Origin of the sequence: Nocardia sp. NPDC056611, from assembly GCF_042792755.1 — a bacterium.
Lineage (GTDB): Bacteria > Actinomycetota > Actinomycetes > Mycobacteriales > Mycobacteriaceae > Nocardia.
In genome coordinates this window covers 1,483,870-1,505,368 of the sequence record NZ_JBHTVV010000001.1, presented here as the reverse complement: position 1 = coordinate 1,505,368, position 21,499 = coordinate 1,483,870, and the positions used below count along the sequence as shown (strand labels likewise).

The window sequence follows — 21,499 nt, the reverse complement described above, 5'->3', positions numbered from 1 at the left end:
ACCGTCGATGCAGCGGAACCCAACGACAAGGAGAATGTCATGGGCGGCATCATCACGATGATCATCATCGGCCTGATCGCGGGCGCGATCGCCCGGCTGATCGTCCCCGGCAAGGAGGACTTCGGCATCATCTGGACCGCGGTGCTCGGCATCGTCGGCGGCTATGTGGGCGGAACGCTGGGCAGCCTGCTGTTCTCGCCGCACGAGTTCAGCGTGCATCCGCCGGTCAAGCACGCCTTCCTGGGCGCGATCGTCGGCGCGATCGTGGTGCTGGCGATCTACAAGTGGATCCGCGCACGCGTCTGAGCGCATCGCGTATCGAAGACCACCGCTCGGGGCGGGGCCGCTGGAAGGCGGCCCCGCCCCTTGTGGTTTCGGCGGCGTTGCACGCGATGAGGGGTCCGTACAAGGCCGCCGCCGCCACGACGCCGTCCCCACGGCGCCCCCGGGTCGCAGGTGGTCTACGCCCCAAGCTTTCTACGTACCTACTTAGTAGATACGTAGAAGTTAGCAGAAGGTTGCGGCCGGATCAACGGGCGGATTTCCTTCGCGGGCGGGCTGCGGTCAGCCGCAACCGATCTCGCGGTAGGCGGCCGGAGTAGTGCCCATCTCGACCCGGAAAGCGCGATAGAACTGCCGCTCATTGGTGAAGCCGGAACTGTGCGCGACCGCTGCCACGGGGAGATCCTTTCGCGCGGTGAGCAATCCGCACGCGTACTCGATCCGCATCCGGCGCAGCAGCGTCGCCGGGCCCTCCGCGAACTCCTCCAGCACCCGGTACAGCGTGCGCCGCGACACCCCGCAGCCCGACGCGATCGACTCCACGGTGAGCGACGCGTCCAGGCAATGCTTCCGGAGGAAATCCAGCACCTGACGGCGGGTGAGGGTCTCCGACGCCTCGCCCGGGATCGAGCGGCCGGCGGTCAGCGCGATCGCGGAGGACAGCAGATCCACCGTCGAACCGGCCAGCACCGCGGCCTGCGCGGGGTCGGTGTTCTGCAATTCGGTCAGCTCACGCAGGAAGCTCGTGACCACCCCGGCGGGACTGTTCCCCGCCACCGTGGTCGCGGTCGGGATCTCCGACGGGGCGATACCGGAGCGCTGCCGCAACCGGCTCAGCGGCACCTGGACCGCGGACATCTCCCACGCGCCCTCGAACTCCCAGTGGTACGGGCGAGTGCTGTCGTAGAACACCATCTCACCCGGACCCACCTCCGCGACCCGGCCGTCCTGATGCAGCCGGCCGCGGCCCGCGATCTGAATACTGGTGTGCAGGAACTCGTCATCGGTGCGGGCGATCAGGGTACGGGTGCGATGAACCCGCTGCTTGCTCGCGCCCAAGGTGGACAGCTCGACCTCGTTGTAGCGGCCGTGCACGATCCAGCCCTGGAAGCTCTCGCTCTCGCCTGGCGATACCGCCAGCGGCACATACGCTTCGCTGAGCCCCGCCTCCCATTGCTCGAACAGCCGGCCCGCATCGGCCCCCTCGCCGCCGCGGACCTCGACTCGCCGGACCCCCTGCACCGCACCTACTCCGATCGATCCTTCACCACGCTGTTCAACATTTTGTCATGGCCGGATTCGAGCCCCGAACAGCGCCAGGCCCTTCGACGCCGTCCGGCTCGCCGCGGGCGCGGCGATCGTCACGCCGCGGTGTTCTCCTCCGTCACCGCGTGCCGGGTCGCGGCACGGGCCAGGGCCGACCAGTTCTCGGCCTGCTCGGCAGCCAATTCGGCGAGGAAGGCGGCGTGATAGGCCGGGAGATCACCGATCAGCTCGGCCCAGGTCGCGGGATCGGCGGGGATGGTCGCCAGCAGGTCGAGCAACTGCCGGCCGGATTCGGTGCGATGCAGCGCGGGGTCCGAAGTCCGCAGGGCCGACGGTTGATCGGCTCCGGCGGCCGGGACCGAACAGCGTTGGATCGGACGGGAATCGGCCTGCGGGATGCGCTCCGGGCGGCGATGAATCTCGCCCGGCGCGGCGACCGGGGTCGGGCAGGGGCGCGGCTGACAGGTCGGCAGCACAGCGGTTCTGCGCCGCACGGCCGCGATCGTGCGCTCGGACAGACCGAGTGCCATGCCCAGCCGGCGGTCCGACCAGTCCGGGTAGTACATCAGCACCTGTTCGGCGGCGGCCTTGCGATCGGCGGCGGACAACGGCAGGCCGTGCGCGGTGTTCAGCCGGATGGCCAGCAGCAGCGCCTGTCCGTCGTCGCCGTCGAAGTAGACCGCGTCGATCCACTGCGACCCGCTGCACTGCGCGGCCCGTACGCGATGGGCGCCGTCGATGACAGTCATGCTCGGCCGGTGCACCACGATCGGCGGCAGGGCCGCGGCGACCTCCGACAGCGCGGCGACATGCCGGGCGTTCTCCCCGGATTGCCGCAGCGTCGCGCCGATGTGCACGCGGTCCAGAGGGATTCGGACGATCTCGGCGGGATTCGGCTCGAGTCCGCGGACATTCGCGCCCCGATAGGTGCGCAACCCCATCGATCGCACCATTCGAGCCGCCAGCCACAGCCGGATACCGGTGAGAAGACGTAGCCACCACGCATTGTTCGGTCCGAGCACTGTTGCCGCCTCCCTACGCCGAGCAGCCACGACCGCCGGAGCCGCAACAGCGTTTCCGGGCAGGGCCTGTCAACGACGCGCCAGGCGGCCTCACGGGGAGAACCGGCAAGATTCCCGCTCGCGCGGGTGCGTACTGGCGGCAGTGTAGCGATCCGGACATACCGTGATCAATTGAGCAAATCCCCCGCCCACCTGCGTATTTCCCCCTTGATCACGCTGACCTGCCGCAAACCCGCGACGCGCGGCGAACGGCTGTTATATACCCAACAAACATTACTGGTGGTTTGTTTGCTGGCCGGCTAATCCACCAGGTCCGGGTCCCGAACGGTCACCAACGCGGCCGTCGTGTACTGATCCAGCGCCATCAACACCGCCCGCGCCCGCACCACCCGCCACCCACCGTCCAACGCCCGCAACCGCAACACCCCCGACGTCCGCGACTGCGCCAGATCCCGGCTCATGGCCTTCGCGATCCCCAGATCCTCGGGATGAATCCCCGGCTCCGGCTCCCCCGCCAACGACTGCCACGCGATCCCCGGCATCGCCGGCCCCATCCACCGCAACAACCGCAGATTCCGCAAATCCACGATCGCCCGATACTCCCCTTCCGCCGCAGCCGCATCCAACACCCGATGCTCCAGAATGACGGGCGGCGGCGCCGAACTCACCTCGGTCGCGTCCCCGATGTCATGCGTAACGCCCCGCATGAAGATCTCCGGCCCCTCTGCGGACGTGTGCTCCTCGAGGATCCGGCAGGAGAAGTGCGCCGCCCGCAACGCACCGTCATCCCGCCGCACGGTCCACACCGCCTGATGCTCGGTCCCGGGAGCCGACCGCACAATCTTCGCCAGCGCATCGGATTCGTCACTATTGGTGATCACGCGGGCGAACACCCCCGCGATGGCATGCTCCCGAGCCCGGTTCTCCGGCGCGACCCCGTACAGCTCGAGCAGATCATCCGACCGCGTGGATTTCGACGTCGAGAGGTTGAAGTACCACGCCCCCACGCGATCTCGCGGCGGCAGTTCCTCCTCGACCGGGCCCGACCACAACAGCACCGCGTGCACTCGTTCCGGTGTGATGTGCAGCGGCACCGTCACCGTGCGCCGCCGCCCGTCCTCGCTCACGACATCCACCGACTCGAGGCGAGCCAAGGTCGCCGCCACCGCGCCACGAATGACCGAGAGAGTCTCCCGCTGCCGGAACATCTGGGTGAGCGGGACGAATTTCCTTGGCGCACTTCCGAGTCCGACCACCGTCGGCTCGCCGCCGCCGAAGGTCTCGATCAACAGCCACCGTGTACCGCTCACCACATACTCCCCTCTCATCCCCTGACCATGAGTACACGAGTCTTCCCCAGCGCGGCACCGGCCGGTATTCGTTACTCGAGTCAGGCCTTCCCCCAAGACTTTTCACCGAGCGGTCCGCATTGAGCCGTTCCCGCCAAGTTTCACGTTCGGCCTGCGAGCGATCGGCGGCGGGGTTAATTTGGTCATGCGTCCAGGTTTTTCGGGGAAAGCAGTACTTCGATGCGAAACATCATTCTGATCACCGCTTCTATCGGTATTTCACTCGCCATCGCGGCCGCGCCGGCGGCCGCCGAACCACTCACAGTTGAAGGCCCCGGGGTTGCCCAGGCCGATCCCACCGCACTGGATCCCGGCATGACCTGCCTCGAGGGATTCCTCAAAGGCTGGGCCAGTTCGGCCGCCACCGGCTCGGTGACGGGTTCCGCGCTCGGGTTCCTCGGCGGTTCCGCCGCAGGCCCCGAGGCCGGTCTCGCCGCAGGTCTGACGAACGGGATCATCACGGCCCTGACCAGCGGCTCCGGCGGCGGGCTCGCCACCTGCGCCCTCGACGAGCTGGCCAATGGGGGCGGCGACGCCTTCCTCGGCTCGACGACCGGGCCGGGCCGGGGATATCTGACGGGCTCCGCCAGTGGGTCCGCGTCCGGATCGGCCACCAGCGACCTGCCGGGTGCGGTGATATCCAGCATCCTGTCGGGACTGCTCGGCGCGGCGACCAGCGGCTCGAGTTAGCGGCCAGTCGCACGAAAAGGCCTTCACCGACCGGTTGATCGGTCGAGGAAGGCCTTTTCGGCGCGGTTTGATCAGTAGGTCGGGAGGACGTAGTCCTGGGTCTGGTCCAGCATTTTCATCATGATGGGGCGGAACAGCTTGGTGGTCATCAGCTTTCCGACCTGCTGCATCATCTTCAGGCCGAGTTTCGAGGTGGGGAGCATCATCTGGATGCCGCCGCCGGGGAGCTCCTTGGCCTTCTCCAGGAACGGGGTGACCTGCTCCTCGTAGCGGGCCAGGGCGCCGTCGATATCGGCTGGGGTAGCGGCGATTTCGCCCGCCAGCAGGTAGGCGCCGACGATGGCCATGGCGGTGCCCATGCCGGTCATCGGGGAGCCGCAGAAGCCGGAGTCGCCGAGCAGGGTGACACGGCCCTTGGAGAGCGTGGGCATGTCGACGCGGACCAGCTCGTCGAAGTAGAAGTCCTCGGTGGTCTCCAGGTGCTCGAGGGCCTCGGGGACCAGCCAGCCCGCGTCCGCCAGCATGTCGCGAATCAGCGTGCGCTGGGCCGGGATATCGCGGCGCAGGGCCGGGTCGGCGTCGGTGCGCAGGGTGATGATGGCCTTCGAGGTGGCCGGGTCGAAATCGGGGCGCAGGCCGAGTGAGGCGCGCGGCACCACGTGCATGGACATCCAGTCCTGCTCCACGCCCGCCGGGGTGGGGATCGTGTAGAAGGACATGTAGCCGCCCAGGTAGGTGGTGAACTCCTCCTCCGGGCCGAACACCAGCTTGCGGGTCCGGGAGTGCACGCCGTCCGCGCCGATCACCAGGTCGTAGCGCTCTTCGCGGCCGGAGGCGAATCCGACCGTGGCCCCGTCGCCATCCTGGTCGATGGTCTCGATCCAGTCGCCGTAGCGGTAGTCGAGTTCGCCTGCGGCACCGGCGAGTTCGGTGAGCAGCACATTGTTGAGGTCGCCGCGGCTGATCTCGATGTCGGCCACCGGACCCTTGCCGTCGAACATCTCCATCGACATCCGGTACACCGACGACCCGTCCGCCTTGACGATCGCCATCCCCTTCTCGTGCAGCAGGCTCTTCTTGATCCCCTCCATCAGCCCCATCCGCTCGGCCACCTCCCGGCTGGGCCCACGCAGGTCGACAGCCTGCCCGCCGGGCCGCGGCGCGTCCGCCCGCTCGACGACGGTGACCGCGATGCCGGCCCGAAGCAGCTGCAGGGCAACAGCATTGCCGGCAATGCCGCCGCCGGCGACCAGGACGCGGAGGGTGTTGGCGGTGGTGCTCATGGGGTGTCTCCCGGTTCGTGGTGAAGAACGTTTGTCTAAGACATATGTCTACACGAGGTCTGACACGTTTGTCTAGAACAAATGTCTAACACGGTGGCGAGCGTAGGCTCGAACACGAATCGACGCCGGTGAGAGGACATGAACGTGACGACCCGTAGGGGACGGATCGGGCTGTCGATCGGGGCAGTCGTGGCGGTGGGCCTCTGGGGCGAGTGGGAGAACTGGCGCGCCTCACGCAGATTCGTGGGGTCCGCTCCCGGCACCACGGAGGCAGTCGTCGTGCTGGGCTACCGCAACGCGGGCACCCGGGCCAATGTGATGAACCGCTGGCGGGTGCGGGCCGGACTGCGGTCCGTCGACCCGGCCGCGGCCAGTAGTCGGCTCGTCCTGTGCGGCGGCGCGTGCGCGGGCCCGACCCCCGAAGCCGCACTGATGGCCGACTACGCCACCACCCACGGCTATCGCGGGCCACTCACGGTCGAACCGCAGAGCCGAAGCACCTGGGAGAACATCGCTTTCGCCCTCCCGTACCTGGAGAGCGTCGACCGGATCAAGATCGTCTCGCTCCCCTACCACGCCGAACGAGGCCGGTCCTACCTCGTCCGCCAACGCCCGGACCTGGCCGAGCGACTCGTGCGCGGCGCCGAGTACCGCTTCGGCGAATGGATGCCACTGAAACCCCTACTCGCCCTGTACGGCCGAGGAAAACCGGTGTCATGGCCGAGCTCGTTCTCACACCGGAGCAGCGCGACCAACTAGCCGCCCTGCTCGGCGACGAACACCAGCCGCGAACGCAATTTCCCCGCGTTGCTTAGTATTTGACGACAGCGCCGACATGCCGTCGGGCACCGGCGACGACGCCGCCTTCGACCTTCGCCTGGTGCATTACCTGACCAGCGGCGAGTCCCGGAACCCGTACTGGGACACCGTCGCGGCGTCCGTGGGCGAACGAGACGGTCGCCGAGTGGTGAACGGCGGCAAGACATCCGGCAGCGGACGCCTCGCCTACGCGCAGTCGATCCTGCGGGCGGCCTACGCATACACGATTCCCTCGCCGCGGACGATCGCGTGGGTTCGCGAGTTCTGCGGGACCAGAACGGTGGTGGAGCTCGGCGCGGGACGCGGCTACTGGGCCGCCAGCTCGCCGGCGAGCGATACAAATCGATAAAGCGGTACGCTGAAGTTGCTACAGGTTTGTTGGCGGCTAGCGCCGACTCTCGACTGTCTGGCCTGGCTGAATCAACTAGGGCGGAGTACCAGCTCGGGCGGGGGTTGGGTTGCAAGCAAGTACACCGTTTGCCAGTCGGGTGGTCACGGGACGGCACAATGGACGACACATCAGTGGGTGGCAGAGACACCACCTCAGCGGAGGTGTTCGGGCGCTATCGGCTGTTGTCCCTGCTGGGGCAGGGTGGCATGGGCCAGGTGTGGCGGGCGCATGATTCGCTGACCAACCGGGTGGTGGCGGTCAAGGTGTTGCCTGAGCGCTTCGCCGATGACGAGGAGCTGCGCGAACGGTTCCGCCGGGAGTGCCGGGCGGTGGCGCAGCTGACCGAGCCGCATGTGATCCCCATCCACGATTTCGGCGACATCGACGGTCGGCTGTATCTGAATATGCGCTTGATCGAAGGCACCGACCTGCGTGAAGTGATCAGCCGAGAAGGTGCCTTGTCGCCGCGGCGGGCAGTGGCGATCTGCGCACAGGTGGCCGGCGCGCTGCAGGCGGCCCACGACGTCGGGCTGGTCCATCGCGATGTCAAACCCTCCAACATCCTGCTGGGGGCCGATGAGTTCGCCTACCTGATCGACTTCGGGATCGCCCACGCCGCCGATGACCGTACGCTGACCACGATCGGCGAAACCCTCGGCACCGTTGCCTATATGGCGCCGGAGGAGCTCACCGCGCAGGTCAAGGCCGATGCCCGAGCGGACGTGTACGCGTTGACGTGCGTGCTGTATCAGTGCCTGACCGGCCAACCACCGTTTGCGAGCGCAGCGGGGGTGCAGGGTGTGATCGCCCATCACCTGCATACCCCGCCGCCGCGACCCAGCACCATGACACCCGATGTACCGGCTGCGTTCGATGCGATCATCGCCAAGGGAATGGCCAAAGACCCCGACGATCGTTACCAGACCGCGCGCGAGCTGGCCGCGGCGGCCCGCACCGCGGTGGGCGATTCCGCGGTCAGCACCACCGGGGGCATGGCTGCGCGCCATGGGCGGCGAATCAGATTGTCGCCCAAGACCGCCGGGCTGCTCGCCGCCGCGGTCGCGGTTACGGTGGTGGCCGCCATCATCGGCGTCCGCCTCGGATCAGGCGGTGGCAACTCGCCCACACCTATCACCTCGGGCTACTCGGCCCAGACTCCGCTGCCGTTCACCGGCGTCAGCTTGCCCACCGATGTGGCTGTCGACGCGGCGGGCAATGTGTACGTCACCGACATGGGTAACGATCGGGTGGTGAAATTGGCGGCGGGCGCATCGACGTCGACCCCGCTGCCGTTCACCGGCCTGAATAATCCCCAGGGTGTGGCCGTCGACACGGCGGGCAACATTTACGTCACTGACACCAGTAACAATCGGGTGGTGAAATTGGCGGCGGGCGCATCGACGCCGACGCCGCTGCCGTTCACCGGGCTCAAGGATCCCCAGGGTGTCGCCGTCGATACGGCGGGAAACGTGTACGTCAGCGACCGGGGTAACGATCGGGTGGTGAAGTTGGCGGCGGGCGCGTCGGCGCCGACCCCGCTGCCGTTCACGGGGCTCCAAGATCCCCAAGGGGTGGCGGTCGACACGGCGGGAAACGTATACGTCACCGAATTGAGTACCGAGCGGGTCGTGAGGTTGGCGGCGGGCGCGTCGACGGCGAGCTCGCTGCCGTTCACCGGGCTCAAGGATCCCCAGGGTGTGGCGGTCGACACGGCGGGAGACTTGTACGTCGTCGACTGGGGTAATCAATGGGTGGTGAGGTTGGCGGCGGGCGCGTCGACGCCGACCCCGCTGCCGTTCACCGGCCTGAAGAATCCCCAGGGTGTGGCCGTCGACACGGCGGGAAACGTTTACATCACCGACCAGGGCCCCGATCCGGTGGTGAAACTCCCGGTCGGCTGAGCCCCCGTTCCGCCGTCCAAGGGTGTCAACCTCCGCGCCGCAGATCTGTTGAAGTCCGAATCTCATTTGCTGTTCGGGTGCGCCGTCGGTCGCCCAGCGCGCGGCGTGGCAGAACGAATACCTGACTGCCAAGGGAGTATTGGCGGATATCCCTGAACCACAACGTGTTTCGGTGCCGGTGATCGACAACCCTATACCTTCTGCAAGTTCATGGCGTTATTGCCCGATGACGCGGGGCTTTCCGCGCGGGTGGTGGCCGATGTTCTCCAGCACGCGGATCCGGCGATGACCCAGCGGAAGTACATGGCGCGGGGCAAAGTTCACCACGGGGCGGCGGCGATCTTGCACGAGGCGGCCGGCTGCACGAATCCGGCGGACCATGATCACGACGGGAATGGATCGATGCCGAGTTTCGTGAGACTTTCTTGAGGAATTCGGACCCGGAAACGGGAAAGGCCCCCGACCTTGCGGGGTGAACCGCTGGTCAGGGGCCTTTTCGGCTCCCCCATCTGGACTCGAACCAGAAACCTGCCGATTAACAGTCGGCTGCTCTGCCAATTGAGCTATAGGGGATTGTTTCCCTGGCTGGCCCTTCCGGACCGGCCGGGGAAAACTTTAGCGTATCGGTTGTACAGTTCCCAAATCGTGGCTCTACCTGCGGGAATATGGACGGGGGCGAGATGGGGTGCCAGATCGACAGGGGCGGGCAGGGCCGGAGGCGGGATGGTATGTGCGAAGAGTCGCGGGTCCGCTGGAAACGCGTCCGTTCTGTCCTTCTGTTCGCGCTCGGGGCCTGAAGTTGTCGGTGGCCTCATGTATTGACTGGAGTCATGAAGCCCGCTGCGGAGGTCGCTGCGATGAGTTGCCGGTCCTACCGGCTGCCGTCATGCGCGAACGCGGCGAAACTCGCGCGGGTCGCGGCGGTGTTGCCGGTGTGGCAGGCCGGGCTCGGGCGGGCCCAATCGGCGGTGCGGCGACAGTTGTTCACCACCGGTGTACTGCCCCGGTGGGTGGACACCAAAGGCTGGGACGACGGCTTATCGCAACGGCAGTGGGACTCGGTCGGTCAGCAGGCGGTGGCCACGCACCGGTCATGGCTGGGCAGCTGCGAACGCGTGTTTCGCGACCTCGTCACCGGCTCAACTCTGCCCGAGAAGGTCGCCGAGGATCTGCTGTACGTGAACAAGGCCAACGCCTGGTACCGGCAAGCCCGGCCTCGGGCAGGACGGGGCCCAGGCCGGGCAGATTCAGATGTCGAAGCACCGTGTGATCGCGGCCGAGATCTTGACCCTGGCCCGCACGATCATGCGCCAGGTCCGCAAGCGTGTCGGGGCTCCGGATCTGCGGCGTGTCCGCACCATGGTGATGGACGGCAAGATCGCCGTCGTCGAATCCCCGAAACACGCTGGCACACACGCTTATTGGGTCCGGATTTCCACCCTGACAAGAAACAAGCCGGTGTGGATCCCACTGCGCACCCAAGCGGCGTTCGAGGCGCGCCTGGCGCGCCCGGGCGCGGTGGTGGCCAACCACTGCCAAGTCATCATCACCGGGGAGGGCCGGGTCGAGTTCCGGCTTGTCGTGAAAACCAGGAAAGCGATACCCGGTGACGAGCGGACCCGCGACCTGGGCGTGGACTGGGGCATGGCGACTTTGTTCGCGACCAGTGCTGGCACCTTGCACGGGCGCGACTTCCTGGACCGGTTGCGCGCCTACGACGCCCGTCTGCAACCGCTGGTCGCGGCGTTGAACCGCCAGCACATCCGGTTGCGGGATTCGCGTCGTTACCGGGCTTTGGTCCAAGACATTCGCGGGTTCGTCACCAACGAGGTCAACCGGTGCTTGAACCGAATCCTGAACCCAGACAAGGGCGGCGCACCCGATGTCGCCCGAGTCATCGTGGAGAAGCTGGACTTCCGCGGTCTGGCCCAGGCCGGCAAACTGTCCAAACGCCTGCGCCGACTGCTCGCGTTCTCGGGCCGGGCCGCGGTCGACACCAAACTCGCTTCCCTGCGTGAGGATCTCGGCATCGAGATCCTCGAAGTCCCTGCCGCGTACTCCAGTCAGGAATGCGGCAGCTGCGGATACACCGCCAGAAGCAACCGTCGAACCCAAGCACGCTTCCGGTGCCGGTTCTGCGGGAGAACCGTCCACGCCGACATTGGCGGAGCCCGAACACTGCTGAGACGTTCTCACCTAGTGGGCTCCGACTCGTCTCGGAATCGTGGACAAGTCCTGAATGCCCTCGACGAACGATTTCAGTCCCGTTGGGGCTGGACGTTCGCCGAGATCGCTCAGCGACAGCGTCACGGGGCGGCGCGAGTCACGCCCACTGCCGATCCTCCGGACACCACCGGAGGACGACAAAAAGACAACGGATTACCATTCGTGTCTGACCCTATGGGAGGAGCTTCTCGGGATGCTGCGGTTGATCATCGGTGTGGCGGCTGGGTATGTGCTGGGCGCCAAGGCCGGGCGGGTTCGGTATGAACAGATCAGCAAGACGACCCGCGCGATCAGTGAGAGTCCTGTCACGCGCAAGGTCGTGTTGATGGGGCGGCAGAAGCTCGCGGACAAGCTGAACACCCAGCCGAAGCTGGAACCGATGGTGCCGCTGGACGAGCGGACCACCATCCTCGTGCCGCAGGATCAGCTGCGGCGGTAAGGGATTGGGGCTTTGCCCCTTGCCCCCTGGTGGGGGCTGCGCCCCCACACCCCTGCCCTGGGGCGGCGAGCTTCGCCGCCTGCCGGGCGGGTGCGGTGTGGGCGGCGTCGCTAGACGCCTGCGAAGTCGCCTGAGTTGCCCATGGCCTGGGTGAGGAGGCTCTTGCGGTACTGCTCCAGCGCGACCAGGTCGCCGAACAGCGCCATGTAGGCGTCGGGCTGCTCGGTGGAGGAAATGCGCTGGAGTTTGGACTTCAGTTCGGCGATCTGGCGGCCGACCCAGGATTCCTGGGTGCGGGCCAGGACGCCGGCGACGAAGCGAGGGATGTCTTCGGCCGATTTCACCGGGAGCGGTTCGGCGGCCAGTTCGGAGACCATGGCGCGCAGGGTGAGGTCGTCGGTGTTGTCGGCGACGGCGGTGACCCATTCCGCGCCGGTGAGGCCCGCAGCGGTGCCGCCAGCTTCGGCGATGGCGGCGCGGACGGCGAGGAACGCGGGGTGGGTGAAGGCTTCGGGCTCGAGGGAGTCGAAGACCGCGCCCGCGAAGGCGGGGTATTGCAGGGCGGCGGCGAGGGTTTGACGCTGGGGCAGCAGGGCCGGGTCCGTGGGGTTGGGACGGGCGGCGGGGCCGGGTGAAACCTCGTGGTGGGGTTGACGTTCGGGGATGCCGGGCTTGGCGCCGGTGCGGGCGCCCTTGCGGGCCTCCTCACCGACGCGGCGGACCACCTGCTGGATGTCGTCCCAGCCGACCCAACCGGCCAGTTTGGTGGCGTAGGCCTTGCGGAGGGCGAAGTCCTTGATCTGGGAGACCACGGGGACGGCGCGGCGCAGGGCCTCGACCTGGCCTTCGGGGGCGTCGAGGTTGTGTTCGGCGAGCAGGCCGCGGATGACGAACTCGTACAACGGGACTCGGCGGGCAACCAGGTCGCGGACCGCGCCGTCGCCATTGCGCTGGCGCAGTTCGCACGGGTCGAGGCCGTCGGGGGCCACCGCGATGTAGGTCTGGCCGGCGAGCTTCTGGTCGCCGGAGAAGGCCTTGAGGGCGGCGGCCTGGCCGGCGGCGTCGCCGTCGAAGGTGTAGATGATCTCGCCGCGCCAGAAGTTGTCGTCCATGAGCAGGCGACGCAGGATCGCGAGGTGGTCGTCGCCGAAGGCGGTGCCGCAGGAGGCGACCGCGGTCTTGACCCCGGCCAGGTGCATGGCCATGACGTCGGTGTAGCCCTCCACGACCACGGCCTGATGACCCTTGGCGATCTCCCGCTTGGCGTGGTCGAGCCCGAACAGCACCTGGGACTTCTTGTACAGCAACGTTTCCGAGGTGTTGATGTACTTGGCGGTCATGGTGTCGTCGTCGTAGAGGCGGCGGGCGCCGAAGCCGATCACCTCGCCGCCGAGATTGCGGATCGGCCACAGCAGACGGCGGTTGAAACGGTCCATCGGGCCGCGCTGGCCCTGCTTGGACAGGCCCGCGGCCTCCAGCTCCTTGAACTCGAAACCCTTGCGCAGCAGGTGTTTCGTGAGGGTGTCCCAGCCGCCGGGGGCGTAGCCGCAGCCGAACTGGTGGGCGGCATTGTGGTCGAAATTGCGGTCGGTGAGGTACTTGCGGGCCGCCTCGGCCCCGGGCTCGCCGAGCTGTGAGATGTAGAACTCGTGCGCGGCCGCGTTGGCGGCGACCAGGCGGGCGCGGGTGCCGCGGTCGACGCGGACCGACGTGCCGCCGCCCTCGTAGTTGATCTTGTAGTTGAGCCGGTCGGCCATCTGCTCGACGGCCTCGACGAAGCCGATGTGCTCGATCTTCTGCAGGAACGCGAAGACGTCACCGCCCTCACCGCAGCCGAAGCAGTGGAACACGCCGTGATTGGGCCGCACATGGAACGACGGCGACTTCTCGTCGTGGAAGGGGCACAGGCCCTTCATGGAGTCGGCGCCGGCTCGGCGGAGGGCGACGTACTCCCCCACGACATCCTCGATCCGGACACGTTCACGAATCGCCGCGATATCGCGGTCCGGAAGTCGGCCAGCCACCCAGCGAGTCTAGCCCCGGCACCGCGACACGCGCTTCCCCGCCTCTCCGCGCCTCGGCGCACGACAAAGTGCCGTTGATGGCCATGCATGCGGGCCGGCGGCCAGGCTCCGAACCGATGTCGGACGTCCCCGACGAGTTACCCCACTCCCGACGAAACCAGTCGCCCGATCCCCGACGACCTGCGGCGGAGCCGAGCTGCGAAGATCGATGCGTGCTCAGCCTCTATCACGACGCCCGGACGCCGGTGCACGTCGTGCCCGCGGGGGTGAAGCTGGCCGGGCTCGCGGTCGCGGGGACGGCGCTGTTCTTCGTGTCGTCGATCACGGTGCTGACCGGCGTGCTCATCGTGGTGCTGGGGTTGTACGCGCTCGCGCGGATTCCGTGGCGGACGACCGGGCGGCAGGTCCTCGCGCTGCTGCCGTTCCTGGGGTTGATCGTGATCGCGCAGGTGGTCTTCACCGACGCGCGTACGGCGGTCCTGGTCGGGGAACGCCTGCTCACCCTGGTCCTGCTGGCCAATCTGGTGACCTTGACCACCCGCACCTCGGCCATGGTCGACACCATCGAACGCGCGCTCACCCCGCTGCGCCCGCTCGGCGTCCGTCCCGAACGGGTGGGCCTGCTGGTCGCCATGACCATCCGATTCATCCCGGTCATCCGTGAGCAGGCCGAACTCGTGCGCGCCGCCCAGCGGGCTCGTGGCATCGAGCGCAGCACCGTCTTCCTGGTCCCGCTACTGATCCGCACACTGCGCATGGCCGACGGGGTCGGCGAGGCCTTGGACGCTCGGGGACTGGACTGACCGGTCGGTCCGGCAGCCATTTAGGATGCCTCGGGTGCGTAGTAGGGATTTGGCGCAGATCGCGCTGTTCGCGGCAATCATGGTGGTCCTGGGATTCTTCCCGCTGATCCAATTGCCGGGCGCCTTCGCACCATTCACCTCGCAAACCCTGGGCGTCATCCTGGCGGGCTCGATTCTGGGCGCCAAGCGCGGTGCGCTGGCCATGCTGCTCTTCGACGTCATGGTCTTCGCGGGACTGCCGGTGCTGGCGGGCGGGCGCGGCGGCCTGTCGGTGATCATGGGCCCGACGGGTGGTTTCGTGATCGCCTATCCGATCGGCGCGCTGGTGATCGGCCTGCTCACCGAACGACTGTGGAAGCACTACAACCTGCCGCTGGCCCTGCTGATCAACTTCCTCGGCGGCGCGATCGTGCTGTACGCCATCGGGATCCCGTGGATGGCCGCGGCCGCGCACATCTCGCTGGGCAAAGCGATCACGACCTCGGTGGCGTTCCTGCCGGGTGACGTGGTCAAGACGGTGATCGGGTCGCTGGCCGCGGTGGCGGTGCGCAAGGCGTATCCGATGATTCCGGCCCGGGCATGATCGAACTCGACGGCGTCTCACACCGATTCGGCGAGCGCGCAGTACTGCGCGACCTGGATCTGCGGTTGAGCGAGCATCGGATCGCCGTCGTCGGCGCGAACGGTTCGGGCAAATCCACCTTCGCGCGGCTGCTCAACGGCCTGCAGGTGCCGACCGCGGGGACGGTCCGAGTGGACGGCCTCGATACCCGCAAACAGGGCCGGGCCGTGCGCAAACTGGTCGGATTCGTCTTCCAGGATCCGGATGTGCAGATCGTCATGCCGACGGTCGCCGAGGACCTCGCCTTCGGGCTCAAGCACCACGGCGTCGCCAAATCCGACATCCCGCAACGGGTCACCGAGACCCTCGCGACCTACGGCCTCACCGAATTCCGCGACCATCCCGCGCATCTGCTCAGCGGCGGCCAGAAGCAACTGCTCGCCATCGCCGCGGTGCTGTCGGTGCGGCCGGAGTACGTGGTGTTCGACGAACCGACCACCCTGCTCGACCTCCGCAACACCCGCCGCATCACCCGGATGCTGCGCGACCTCCCGCAGCGATTGGTCGTGGTCTCCCACGATCTGGACCTGCTCGCCGATTTCGACCGCGTGCTGGTGTTCGACGAGGGCCGCGTCGTGGCCGACGGCCCACCCGCGAAGACCATCCCGCACTACGTGGCCATGCACTCCGACTGACGCTCAGTCCGTGCGCTCCGGCTGAGCTTCAGTCCATGCGCACCCGCTGAGCCTCAGTCCGTGCACTCCGGCTGAGCTTCAGTCGATGCACTCCGGTTGAGCCTCAGTCCATGCGCGCCGACTGAGCTTCAGGCCATGCGCGCCGACTGAGCTTCAGGCCATGCGCGCCCACCAAGATTTCAGTCCTCGCGCCCGAACAGATGCCGCCGCACATGCGCGTTCAACCGCTGCCCGGGCCGCGCGTTGAACGCCATGTGCACGCTCACCCGCGGAATCTCACCCTGCACCGGCGTCACCCGGTGCCGGGAGCGCCGCCCGGCGTGCAGCACCAGCGTCCCGGGCACGGTCGGCAGCATCTTCACCATGTGCCGGTGCCGCATCGGCAGCCCGCCCCCGCGCTCGATGAAAGCGCCGGGCAGCGGGATGTATTCGAGCGCTCCGCCCCGCTCCGGCGCGACGATGTGCAGCATCACCGTGTAATCGGACATGTCGTAGTGCCAGTCCTGCATGTCCCCGTTCTCGTGGATCTGCACGGTCATGGCGCCCAGTTCGTCGGCGGACCGGTAGGCCTGCTCCCCCACCAGGTGGGAGACGAACTCCCGCAAGGGTTCCCAGTGGTAGAGCGCCTTCAACGGCGAGGAGTCCGGAATCCGGTCGCAGGCCACGGTGTATTCGAAGCGCATGGCGTCGCCGAGTCCGTCGGAGAGCACGTCGGCCGCCATCTCGGTGACCGCGGCGGGCCGCAGGAATTCGGGCAGCACGGTGACTCCGCTGACCAGGAAGTCCGCCTGCGACCGCTCGATCACCTCGCGCAGCCGTGCCACGGACCGTCGGTCGAGCGGATATCGCTCGAGGTCGACCAGGTCGTCCACCTCGCGTGTCATCGCGCGCCCCCTGCCGCCGGATTCACCGGAATCAGGGTATCGCGGCGGCGATGCGTTCCAGGCGGCTCTCGGTGTAGGAGGCGATCTGGTCGACGATCACCCGCACCCGCGCGGTGTCGTCGGCGGCTTCCTCCCACCACGGCAGCAGTAGCCGGTCCAGCCCGTGCGGGGCGGCGGCGAGCAGCCGGTCGGCGACGAGCAGGATGCGTTCGCGCTGCCCGGCCTGCCGCACCCGGTGGATCGGGTCGGAGAGCACGTACCGCAACGCCATGGTCTTGAGGACCGCGACCTCGGCGGCCACGATGCGCGGCACCTCCAGATCGGCGGCGTAACGCGACAATTGGCGGCCGCCCCACGCGGCGCGGGTGGCCTCGACGGCGGCGGTGGCGAAGCGGCCCACCAGATCGCTGGTCAGCCGTTTGAGCGCGACGGAGGCGAGCAGCGAGCCGTCGTACTCGGCGGCGGCCGCGACCACCGGTAGTTCGGAGAGCCGCTGCGCCGCGGCCACCATGTCGTCCACGGAATGCGCGGCATGCCGTCGCGCGCCGAGTTCGGCGAGCGCCACCTGTTCGACCGGATCGGCCAGGGCGCGCAGGTCGATACGCCCCACGATGACCCCGTCCTCGACATCGTGTACCGAGTAGGCGACATCGTCGGCCCAGTCCATGATCTGCGACTCCAGGCACTGGCGGCGGTCGGGCGCGTCCTTGCGGACCCAGGCCAGCCGGTCCATGTCCACCCCGTAGGCCCCGAACTTCGAGCTGGGACCCGTTCTGCCCCACGGGTATTTGATGACGGCGTCCAGGGCCGCCCGGGTCGGGTTGAGCCCGACACTGACGCCCTGATCGTCGATCACCTTGGGTTCGAGCCGGGTGAGGATGCGCAGGTTCTGCGCGTTGCCCTCGAAACCGCCGTGCGCGTCGGCGAATTGGTCGAGCGCCTTCTCGCCATTGTGCCCGTAGGGCGGGTGCCCGATGTCGTGGGCGAGCCCGGCCAGGTCCACCAGGTCGGGATCGCAGCCCAGGCTGTCGGCGATGCTGCGGCCGATCTGGGCGACCTCCAGCGAATGGGTGAGCCGGGTGCGCGGGGTGTCACCGTCGCGGGGGCCCATGACCTGGGTCTTGTCGGCGAGCCGCCGCAGCGCGGCCGAGTGCAGGACCCGGGCCCGGTCGCGCGCGAACTCGCTGCGCCGGGCGGGGCACGGCGACCAGCTCAGTCCGGCCGTGTGCTCGGTCTCGGGAACCATGCGTTCCCGGTCGGCGTCGGTGTAGACCCCGTCATAGTCGATGCGTGCGTTCATTGCTCACTGATCCGCCGTGTATTTGAAGTCCGCCGAGAAATGGGTCAGCTGATACCAGAGCAATGCGAAGGTCTCCCGGAAGATCCCGTGCGCCTGCGATTCCCGCGTGTACACCGCGGGCCCGGTTCTGGTGGGCGCGGTCCACGCCGACAGCCCGGCGTCCCGCGCCATGGTGCGGGTGCGCAGCGAATGCCAGGGGTCGCTGACCAGCACCACCGACGATTTTCCGCGCGCCAGCAGCGCTTTCGACACCGCTTCCACGCTCTGCAGGGTGTCGGAGCCGGTTTCGACGGCCAGGATCCGGTCCTCCGGGACGCCCTGGTCCTTCAGGTAGTTCTTGCCCGAGGCCGCCTCGGTGTAGTTGTCGCCGACCTGTTTGCCGCCCACCGTCACGATCATGGGGGCGACCTGCTTGCGGAACAGCTTGTGCGCCTGGTCCAGTCGCGCCTCGAACACCGACGACGGGGTGCCGTCGTACTGGGCCGCGCCCAGCACCACGATGGCGTCGGCGTGGGTGTAGTCGTCGATGCGGGCCACCTGCCACACGTGCAGTGCGGTGCCGCCCACCACGACCAGGCCCATCAGCACCCCGCCGACCAGCAGCCGCCGCACCCAGCGCAGCGTGCCGCCACCGCGTTCGGGGGCGGTGGATGTGGCCATGTCCTGTGCCAACCAGTCCGGTTCGGCTCGGTGGTTGCGGAGTCTCACCAACCGCGTTGCCGCCATTCGGGCAGGTGCGGGCGCTCGGCGCCGAGGGTGGTGTCGTCGCCGTGGCCCGGATACACCGCGGCGTCGTCCGGATAGCGGTCGAACAGTTTGGTCTCGACGTCGCCGAGCAGCGAGGTGAACTGCTCCGGAGACCGGGTCCGGCCCACGCCGCCCGGGAACAGCGAGTCACCGGTGAACAGGTGGACGCCGCCCGCGCCGTCGGTCAGCGCCAGCGCGACCGAGCCGGGAGTGTGCCCGCTCAGGTGGATGGCCTCCAGCACGAGGTCGCCGACGTGGACCTTGTCACCGTCTGCCAGCAGCCGGGCCGGGGGCACCGGTAGCGGCGCGGCGTCCAGCTCGTGCGCGGCGGTCGGAATGTCGATGGCCGCCACCACATCCTGGAGTGCGAACCAGTGGTCCTGGTGCTGATGGGTGGTGACGATGAGCTCCAGCCGGCCCGGGGCCTCCTGGCCGATGAGCTCGAGGATCCGCTCGGCCTCGTTGGCGGCGTCGATCAGCAGGGTCGCGCCGGTGGCGGCGCATTGCACCAGATAGGTGTTGTTGTCCATGCCACCGACCGACATCTTCACGATGCGCGCGCCCGGAACCTCACGCTGCTGCGGATTGGAGCCGGGCGAGACGTGGCCCGTGTAGGGCGAATCGATGGTGATCACGTCACCGATCGTAGTCATGGCTCCCGACACAGTGTGCAGAAGAAACCGACCCTCCGCGTTCCACAGTTAGATTCGATGCATGCGGCCACCGAAGCAGCTGTCCCTCCTCGTGACCGGTCTGCTCGCGGCCTTGGCCCTGGTCGGCGGCCACGCCGCGCCGGCCGCGGCCGAGACGCCCCTGCGACTGCCCGGCTATGTCACCGACCAGGCCGGGGCGCTGGACCGCGGACAGGCCGCGGAGCTGCAGCAGGCCATCGACGCGCTGTACTCGCGTGACCACGAGCGGCTGTGGATCGTCTACGTGCGCGACTTCAGCGGAATGGACTCGCACGCCTGGGGTGAGCAGACCGCGAAGCTGTCCGGGTTCGGGGATCGCGATGTGCTGCTGTCGGTCGCCGTCGATGATCGGGCGTACGCGTTCACCGGGACGGTGCCGCAGTCGGTCAGCGACAAGGAACTCGACCGGCTGCTCACCGACAGGGTGGAGCCGAAGCTGCGCGACGGGAATTGGGCCGGGGCCGGGCTGGCCACGGCGACCGGGCTCTCGGACGCCATGAGCGGGTCCGGCGGCATCGGGCTGTTCCCGATACTGATCATCGCGCTCCTGGTCGCGCTGGCGGTGCTGGGGATCTGGTGGTGGTCGAAGCGGCGCAAGACGCGGCGGGAACGCTCGGTCATGGATTCGGCGCGCAAGGCCGATCCGACCGACACCCGGACGCTGGAGGCCCTGCCGCTGGTCGTACTGGACGCCCTGTCAAAGGAGACGCTGGTCGACACCGACAACGCCATTCGCACCAGCACCGAGGAATTGCGGCTGGCCACCGACGAATTCGGGGCCACCGCCACCACCCCGTTCACCGCCGCCCTGGAGGGCGCGAAACGGGCGCTGGCCAAGGCGTTCTCGATCCGCCAGCAGCTCGACGACGACATCCCCGAGACCCCGGATCAGCAGCAGCGCATGCTGATCGACCTGGTCAGCAGCTGCGGCAGCGCGAATCGGGACCTCGACGCCAAGGTCGGCGAATTCGACGCCATGCGCAATCTGCTCATCAATGCCGTGGAGCGGCTGGACGCGCTGACCCGCGATCTGATCGAGCTCACCGCGCGGGTTCCCGGCTCCCAGGCCACGCTCACGGCGCTGGTGGCCGCGCATCCCGCGTCGGTGCTCGCGCCCATCCACGACAACGTGAGCATGGCGAGCGAGCGAATCGGGTTCGCGGAGAGGACGATCGCGGACGGCCGGGCCGCAGCCGCCAAACCGGTCGGGCAGCAGGGCGCGGCGGTATCCGACATTCGCGCCGCCGAATCGGCTGTGGACGCGGCTCGCACGCTGTTGGACGCGGTCGATTCGGCCGCCACCGATATCGAGCAGGCGCGGGCCGGGCTGTCGGCCATGATCGAGGAACTGCGCGGTGATCTGGCCACCGCCGACGGACTGTCGGAGCACGGCGGCACCGATCTGCCCGCCGCGACGGCCGCCGCGCGCACGGCTCTCGATCAGGCCACCGCTGACGGGGCCACCAATCCGCTCGGGGTCTTCCGGCAGGCCGTCGCCGCCGACGCCGCGCTGGATCAGGCCATTGCCGCGGCCGGCGATCGCAAGCGGGCAGCCGATGACCTGCGTCGCCGCCTCGACCAGACGCTGACCGCGGCCCGCAGCCAGGTCAATGCGGCCGCCGACTACATCAGTACCCGTCGCGGCGGTGTCGACGCCGAACCGCGTACCCGTCTGGCCGAGGCGCAGCGCAGTCTGGAGCAGGCCGATCAGCTCGCCGCCTCGAATCCCGAACAGGCTCTCCAATCCGCCCAGCGCGCCGTCGAACTCGGCGCTCGCGCGCTGCACACCGCGCAGGCCGCGGTGCAGGAATGGCAGGCCCAGCAGCAGCAACGCGTGTCCTCCGGCGGCTCCCAGACCGGGGCCATCCTGGGTGGCATCCTCATCGACGGCATGCTGCGCGGGATGGGCAATGAATACCGCCGCGGCGGTGGCGGATTCGGCGGCGGTTTCGGAGGCGGGGGCGGTGGCCGCAGCTACGGCCCCGGCTCCTTCGGCGGTTCCGACGGCTCCCGGCGGATCAGCCGGGGCGGCCGGTTCTGAGGGTTCGGCTCACCTGAGGTGAGCGGAAGCCGCCGCAATACCTATCCGCTGCCGGGACACGCCCAAACCGGGTTTGGCCCGCG

General features: G+C 68.2%; 22 protein-coding genes and 1 tRNA gene. 13 read left to right on the top strand and 10 right to left on the bottom strand.

Annotated elements, in window-relative coordinates; genetic code table 11:
* Positions 1-39 precede the first annotated feature (39 nt).
* Positions 40-306, top strand: coding sequence for a GlsB/YeaQ/YmgE family stress response membrane protein (locus tag ACFRAQ_RS06870; protein WP_357086159.1), 267 nt, complete (start codon positions 40-42; stop codon positions 304-306).
* A gap of 258 nt (positions 307-564) precedes the next feature.
* Here the strand turns inward: ACFRAQ_RS06870 and ACFRAQ_RS06865 are convergent, their stop codons facing one another.
* Both ACFRAQ_RS06865 and ACFRAQ_RS06860 read right to left on the bottom strand, forming a co-directional pair.
* Entirely contained in the window at positions 565-1,524 is a 960-nt protein-coding gene (locus ACFRAQ_RS06865; protein ID WP_379095037.1) for a helix-turn-helix domain-containing protein, read from the bottom strand.
* A 119-nt stretch (positions 1,525-1,643) separates the two neighbouring features.
* Positions 1,644-2,489, bottom strand: coding sequence for a ParB N-terminal domain-containing protein (locus tag ACFRAQ_RS06860; protein WP_379095034.1), 846 nt, complete (start codon positions 2,487-2,489; stop codon positions 1,644-1,646).
* A 252-nt stretch (positions 2,490-2,741) separates the two neighbouring features.
* Here ACFRAQ_RS06860 and ACFRAQ_RS06855 point away from each other — a divergent pair, with 252 nt between their 5' ends.
* Positions 2,742-2,873: a hypothetical protein gene (locus tag ACFRAQ_RS06855; protein ID WP_379095031.1), complete on the top strand. Its 132-nt coding sequence runs from the start codon at positions 2,742-2,744 to the stop codon at positions 2,871-2,873.
* Here the strand turns inward: ACFRAQ_RS06855 and ACFRAQ_RS06850 are convergent.
* Positions 2,870-3,880, bottom strand: coding sequence for a GAF domain-containing protein (locus tag ACFRAQ_RS06850; RefSeq protein WP_379095028.1), 1,011 nt, complete (start codon positions 3,878-3,880; stop codon positions 2,870-2,872). The genes ACFRAQ_RS06855 and ACFRAQ_RS06850 overlap by 4 nt on opposite strands.
* Positions 3,881-4,099: 219 nt before the next feature.
* On the opposite strand from ACFRAQ_RS06850, the gene ACFRAQ_RS06845 reads away from it, so the two are divergent.
* On the top strand, positions 4,100-4,609 hold the full coding sequence (locus ACFRAQ_RS06845) for a hypothetical protein (protein WP_379095025.1): 510 nt from the start codon (positions 4,100-4,102) through the stop codon (positions 4,607-4,609).
* A gap of 71 nt (positions 4,610-4,680) precedes the next feature.
* Here ACFRAQ_RS06845 and ACFRAQ_RS06840 read toward each other — a convergent pair whose 3' ends face one another.
* Complete coding sequence (locus tag ACFRAQ_RS06840) at positions 4,681-5,892, bottom strand: FAD-dependent monooxygenase (RefSeq protein WP_379095022.1); 1,212 nt, start codon at positions 5,890-5,892, stop codon at positions 4,681-4,683.
* A gap of 144 nt (positions 5,893-6,036) precedes the next feature.
* Here ACFRAQ_RS06840 and ACFRAQ_RS06835 point away from each other — a divergent pair, with 144 nt between their 5' ends.
* The 4 genes from ACFRAQ_RS06835 to ACFRAQ_RS06820 all read left to right on the top strand — a co-directional run bounded on the left by ACFRAQ_RS06835 (position 6,037) and on the right by ACFRAQ_RS06820 (position 9,432).
* Complete coding sequence (locus tag ACFRAQ_RS06835; RefSeq protein ID WP_379095019.1) at positions 6,037-6,651, top strand: YdcF family protein; 615 nt, start codon at positions 6,037-6,039, stop codon at positions 6,649-6,651.
* Between the two features lie 76 nt (positions 6,652-6,727).
* Positions 6,728-7,060, top strand: coding sequence for a hypothetical protein (locus ACFRAQ_RS06830; RefSeq protein ID WP_379095017.1), 333 nt, complete (start codon positions 6,728-6,730; stop codon positions 7,058-7,060).
* A gap of 158 nt (positions 7,061-7,218) precedes the next feature.
* On the top strand, positions 7,219-9,003 hold the full coding sequence (locus tag ACFRAQ_RS06825; RefSeq protein WP_379095014.1) for a serine/threonine-protein kinase PknD: 1,785 nt from the start codon (positions 7,219-7,221) through the stop codon (positions 9,001-9,003).
* A gap of 210 nt (positions 9,004-9,213) precedes the next feature.
* Positions 9,214-9,432 carry a hypothetical protein gene (locus tag ACFRAQ_RS06820; RefSeq protein WP_379095011.1) on the top strand — a complete coding sequence of 73 codons (219 nt, stop codon included), beginning with the start codon at positions 9,214-9,216 and terminating at the stop codon, positions 9,430-9,432.
* 71 nt (positions 9,433-9,503) lie between these two features.
* Here the strand turns inward: ACFRAQ_RS06820 and ACFRAQ_RS06815 are convergent.
* A tRNA-Asn gene (locus ACFRAQ_RS06815) sits at positions 9,504-9,576 on the bottom strand.
* Positions 9,577-10,254: 678 nt separating this feature from the next.
* Between ACFRAQ_RS06815 and ACFRAQ_RS06810 the strand changes: the two genes are divergently transcribed.
* Positions 10,255-11,493, top strand: coding sequence for a zinc ribbon domain-containing protein (locus tag ACFRAQ_RS06810; protein ID WP_379095009.1), 1,239 nt, complete (start codon positions 10,255-10,257; stop codon positions 11,491-11,493).
* The gene (locus ACFRAQ_RS06805; protein ID WP_213560124.1) at positions 11,423-11,668 is read left to right on the top strand and encodes a hypothetical protein; all 246 of its coding nucleotides are present in this window, start codon (positions 11,423-11,425) and stop codon (positions 11,666-11,668) included. Before ACFRAQ_RS06810 ends, ACFRAQ_RS06805 begins: the two co-directional genes overlap by 71 nt.
* 110 nt (positions 11,669-11,778) lie before the next feature.
* On the opposite strand, the gene dnaG is transcribed toward ACFRAQ_RS06805, so the two are convergent.
* Positions 11,779-13,692 (bottom strand): DNA primase, encoded by a 1,914-nt coding sequence (dnaG, locus tag ACFRAQ_RS06800; protein WP_379095006.1) that lies wholly within the window; start codon positions 13,690-13,692, stop codon positions 11,779-11,781.
* A 212-nt stretch (positions 13,693-13,904) separates the two neighbouring features.
* On the opposite strand from dnaG, the gene ACFRAQ_RS06795 reads away from it, so the two are divergent.
* The 3 genes from ACFRAQ_RS06795 to ACFRAQ_RS06785 are packed head-to-tail and all read left to right on the top strand — an operon-like array spanning position 13,905 to position 15,752.
* A complete protein-coding gene (locus ACFRAQ_RS06795; protein WP_379095004.1) occupies positions 13,905-14,495 on the top strand; it encodes an energy-coupling factor transporter transmembrane component T family protein in 591 nt (196 codons plus the stop codon).
* A 34-nt stretch (positions 14,496-14,529) separates the two neighbouring features.
* Positions 14,530-15,078: a biotin transporter BioY gene (locus ACFRAQ_RS06790; RefSeq protein WP_379095002.1), complete on the top strand. Its 549-nt coding sequence runs from the start codon at positions 14,530-14,532 to the stop codon at positions 15,076-15,078.
* A complete protein-coding gene (locus ACFRAQ_RS06785; protein WP_379094999.1) occupies positions 15,075-15,752 on the top strand; it encodes an energy-coupling factor ABC transporter ATP-binding protein in 678 nt (225 codons plus the stop codon). Before ACFRAQ_RS06790 ends, ACFRAQ_RS06785 begins: the two co-directional genes overlap by 4 nt.
* 179 nt (positions 15,753-15,931) lie before the next feature.
* Here the strand turns inward: ACFRAQ_RS06785 and ACFRAQ_RS06780 are convergent, their stop codons facing one another.
* The 4 genes from ACFRAQ_RS06780 to ACFRAQ_RS06765 are packed head-to-tail and all read right to left on the bottom strand — an operon-like array spanning position 15,932 to position 19,336.
* On the bottom strand, positions 15,932-16,636 hold the full coding sequence (locus ACFRAQ_RS06780) for a hypothetical protein (protein ID WP_379094997.1): 705 nt from the start codon (positions 16,634-16,636) through the stop codon (positions 15,932-15,934).
* A 31-nt stretch (positions 16,637-16,667) separates the two neighbouring features.
* The gene (locus ACFRAQ_RS06775; protein ID WP_379094995.1) at positions 16,668-17,936 is read right to left on the bottom strand and encodes a deoxyguanosinetriphosphate triphosphohydrolase; all 1,269 of its coding nucleotides are present in this window, start codon (positions 17,934-17,936) and stop codon (positions 16,668-16,670) included.
* A 3-nt stretch (positions 17,937-17,939) separates the two neighbouring features.
* Positions 17,940-18,596, bottom strand: coding sequence for a YdcF family protein (locus ACFRAQ_RS06770; protein WP_379094992.1), 657 nt, complete (start codon positions 18,594-18,596; stop codon positions 17,940-17,942).
* Between the two features lie 44 nt (positions 18,597-18,640).
* Positions 18,641-19,336, bottom strand: coding sequence for an MBL fold metallo-hydrolase (locus ACFRAQ_RS06765; protein WP_379094989.1), 696 nt, complete (start codon positions 19,334-19,336; stop codon positions 18,641-18,643).
* Between the two features lie 61 nt (positions 19,337-19,397).
* Between ACFRAQ_RS06765 and ACFRAQ_RS06760 the strand changes: the two genes are divergently transcribed.
* The gene (locus ACFRAQ_RS06760) at positions 19,398-21,416 is read left to right on the top strand and encodes a TPM domain-containing protein (protein WP_379094986.1); all 2,019 of its coding nucleotides are present in this window, start codon (positions 19,398-19,400) and stop codon (positions 21,414-21,416) included.
* Positions 21,417-21,499: the final 83 nt, after the last annotated feature.

Coding starts and splice junctions, on each gene's coding strand:
- ACFRAQ_RS06870 (WP_357086159.1), top strand. CDS start 40: ATGGGCGGCATCATCACGATGATCATCATCGGCCTGATCGCGGGCGCG.
- ACFRAQ_RS06860 (WP_379095034.1), bottom strand. CDS start 2,489: ATGGGGTTGCGCACCTATCGGGGCGCGAATGTCCGCGGACTCGAGCCG.
- ACFRAQ_RS06845 (WP_379095025.1), top strand. CDS start 4,100: ATGCGAAACATCATTCTGATCACCGCTTCTATCGGTATTTCACTCGCC.
- ACFRAQ_RS06840 (WP_379095022.1), bottom strand. CDS start 5,892: ATGAGCACCACCGCCAACACCCTCCGCGTCCTGGTCGCCGGCGGCGGC.
- ACFRAQ_RS06830 (WP_379095017.1), top strand. CDS start 6,728: ATGCCGTCGGGCACCGGCGACGACGCCGCCTTCGACCTTCGCCTGGTG.
- ACFRAQ_RS06825 (WP_379095014.1), top strand. CDS start 7,219: ATGGACGACACATCAGTGGGTGGCAGAGACACCACCTCAGCGGAGGTG.
- ACFRAQ_RS06820 (WP_379095011.1), top strand. CDS start 9,214: ATGGCGTTATTGCCCGATGACGCGGGGCTTTCCGCGCGGGTGGTGGCC.
- ACFRAQ_RS06810 (WP_379095009.1), top strand. CDS start 10,255: ATGTCGAAGCACCGTGTGATCGCGGCCGAGATCTTGACCCTGGCCCGC.
- ACFRAQ_RS06805 (WP_213560124.1), top strand. CDS start 11,423: ATGCTGCGGTTGATCATCGGTGTGGCGGCTGGGTATGTGCTGGGCGCC.
- ACFRAQ_RS06785 (WP_379094999.1), top strand. CDS start 15,075: ATGATCGAACTCGACGGCGTCTCACACCGATTCGGCGAGCGCGCAGTA.
- ACFRAQ_RS06780 (WP_379094997.1), bottom strand. CDS start 16,636: ATGACACGCGAGGTGGACGACCTGGTCGACCTCGAGCGATATCCGCTC.
- ACFRAQ_RS06775 (WP_379094995.1), bottom strand. CDS start 17,936: ATGAACGCACGCATCGACTATGACGGGGTCTACACCGACGCCGACCGG.
- ACFRAQ_RS06770 (WP_379094992.1), bottom strand. CDS start 18,596: ATGGCCACATCCACCGCCCCCGAACGCGGTGGCGGCACGCTGCGCTGG.
- ACFRAQ_RS06765 (WP_379094989.1), bottom strand. CDS start 19,336: ATGACTACGATCGGTGACGTGATCACCATCGATTCGCCCTACACGGGC.
- ACFRAQ_RS06760 (WP_379094986.1), top strand. CDS start 19,398: ATGCGGCCACCGAAGCAGCTGTCCCTCCTCGTGACCGGTCTGCTCGCG.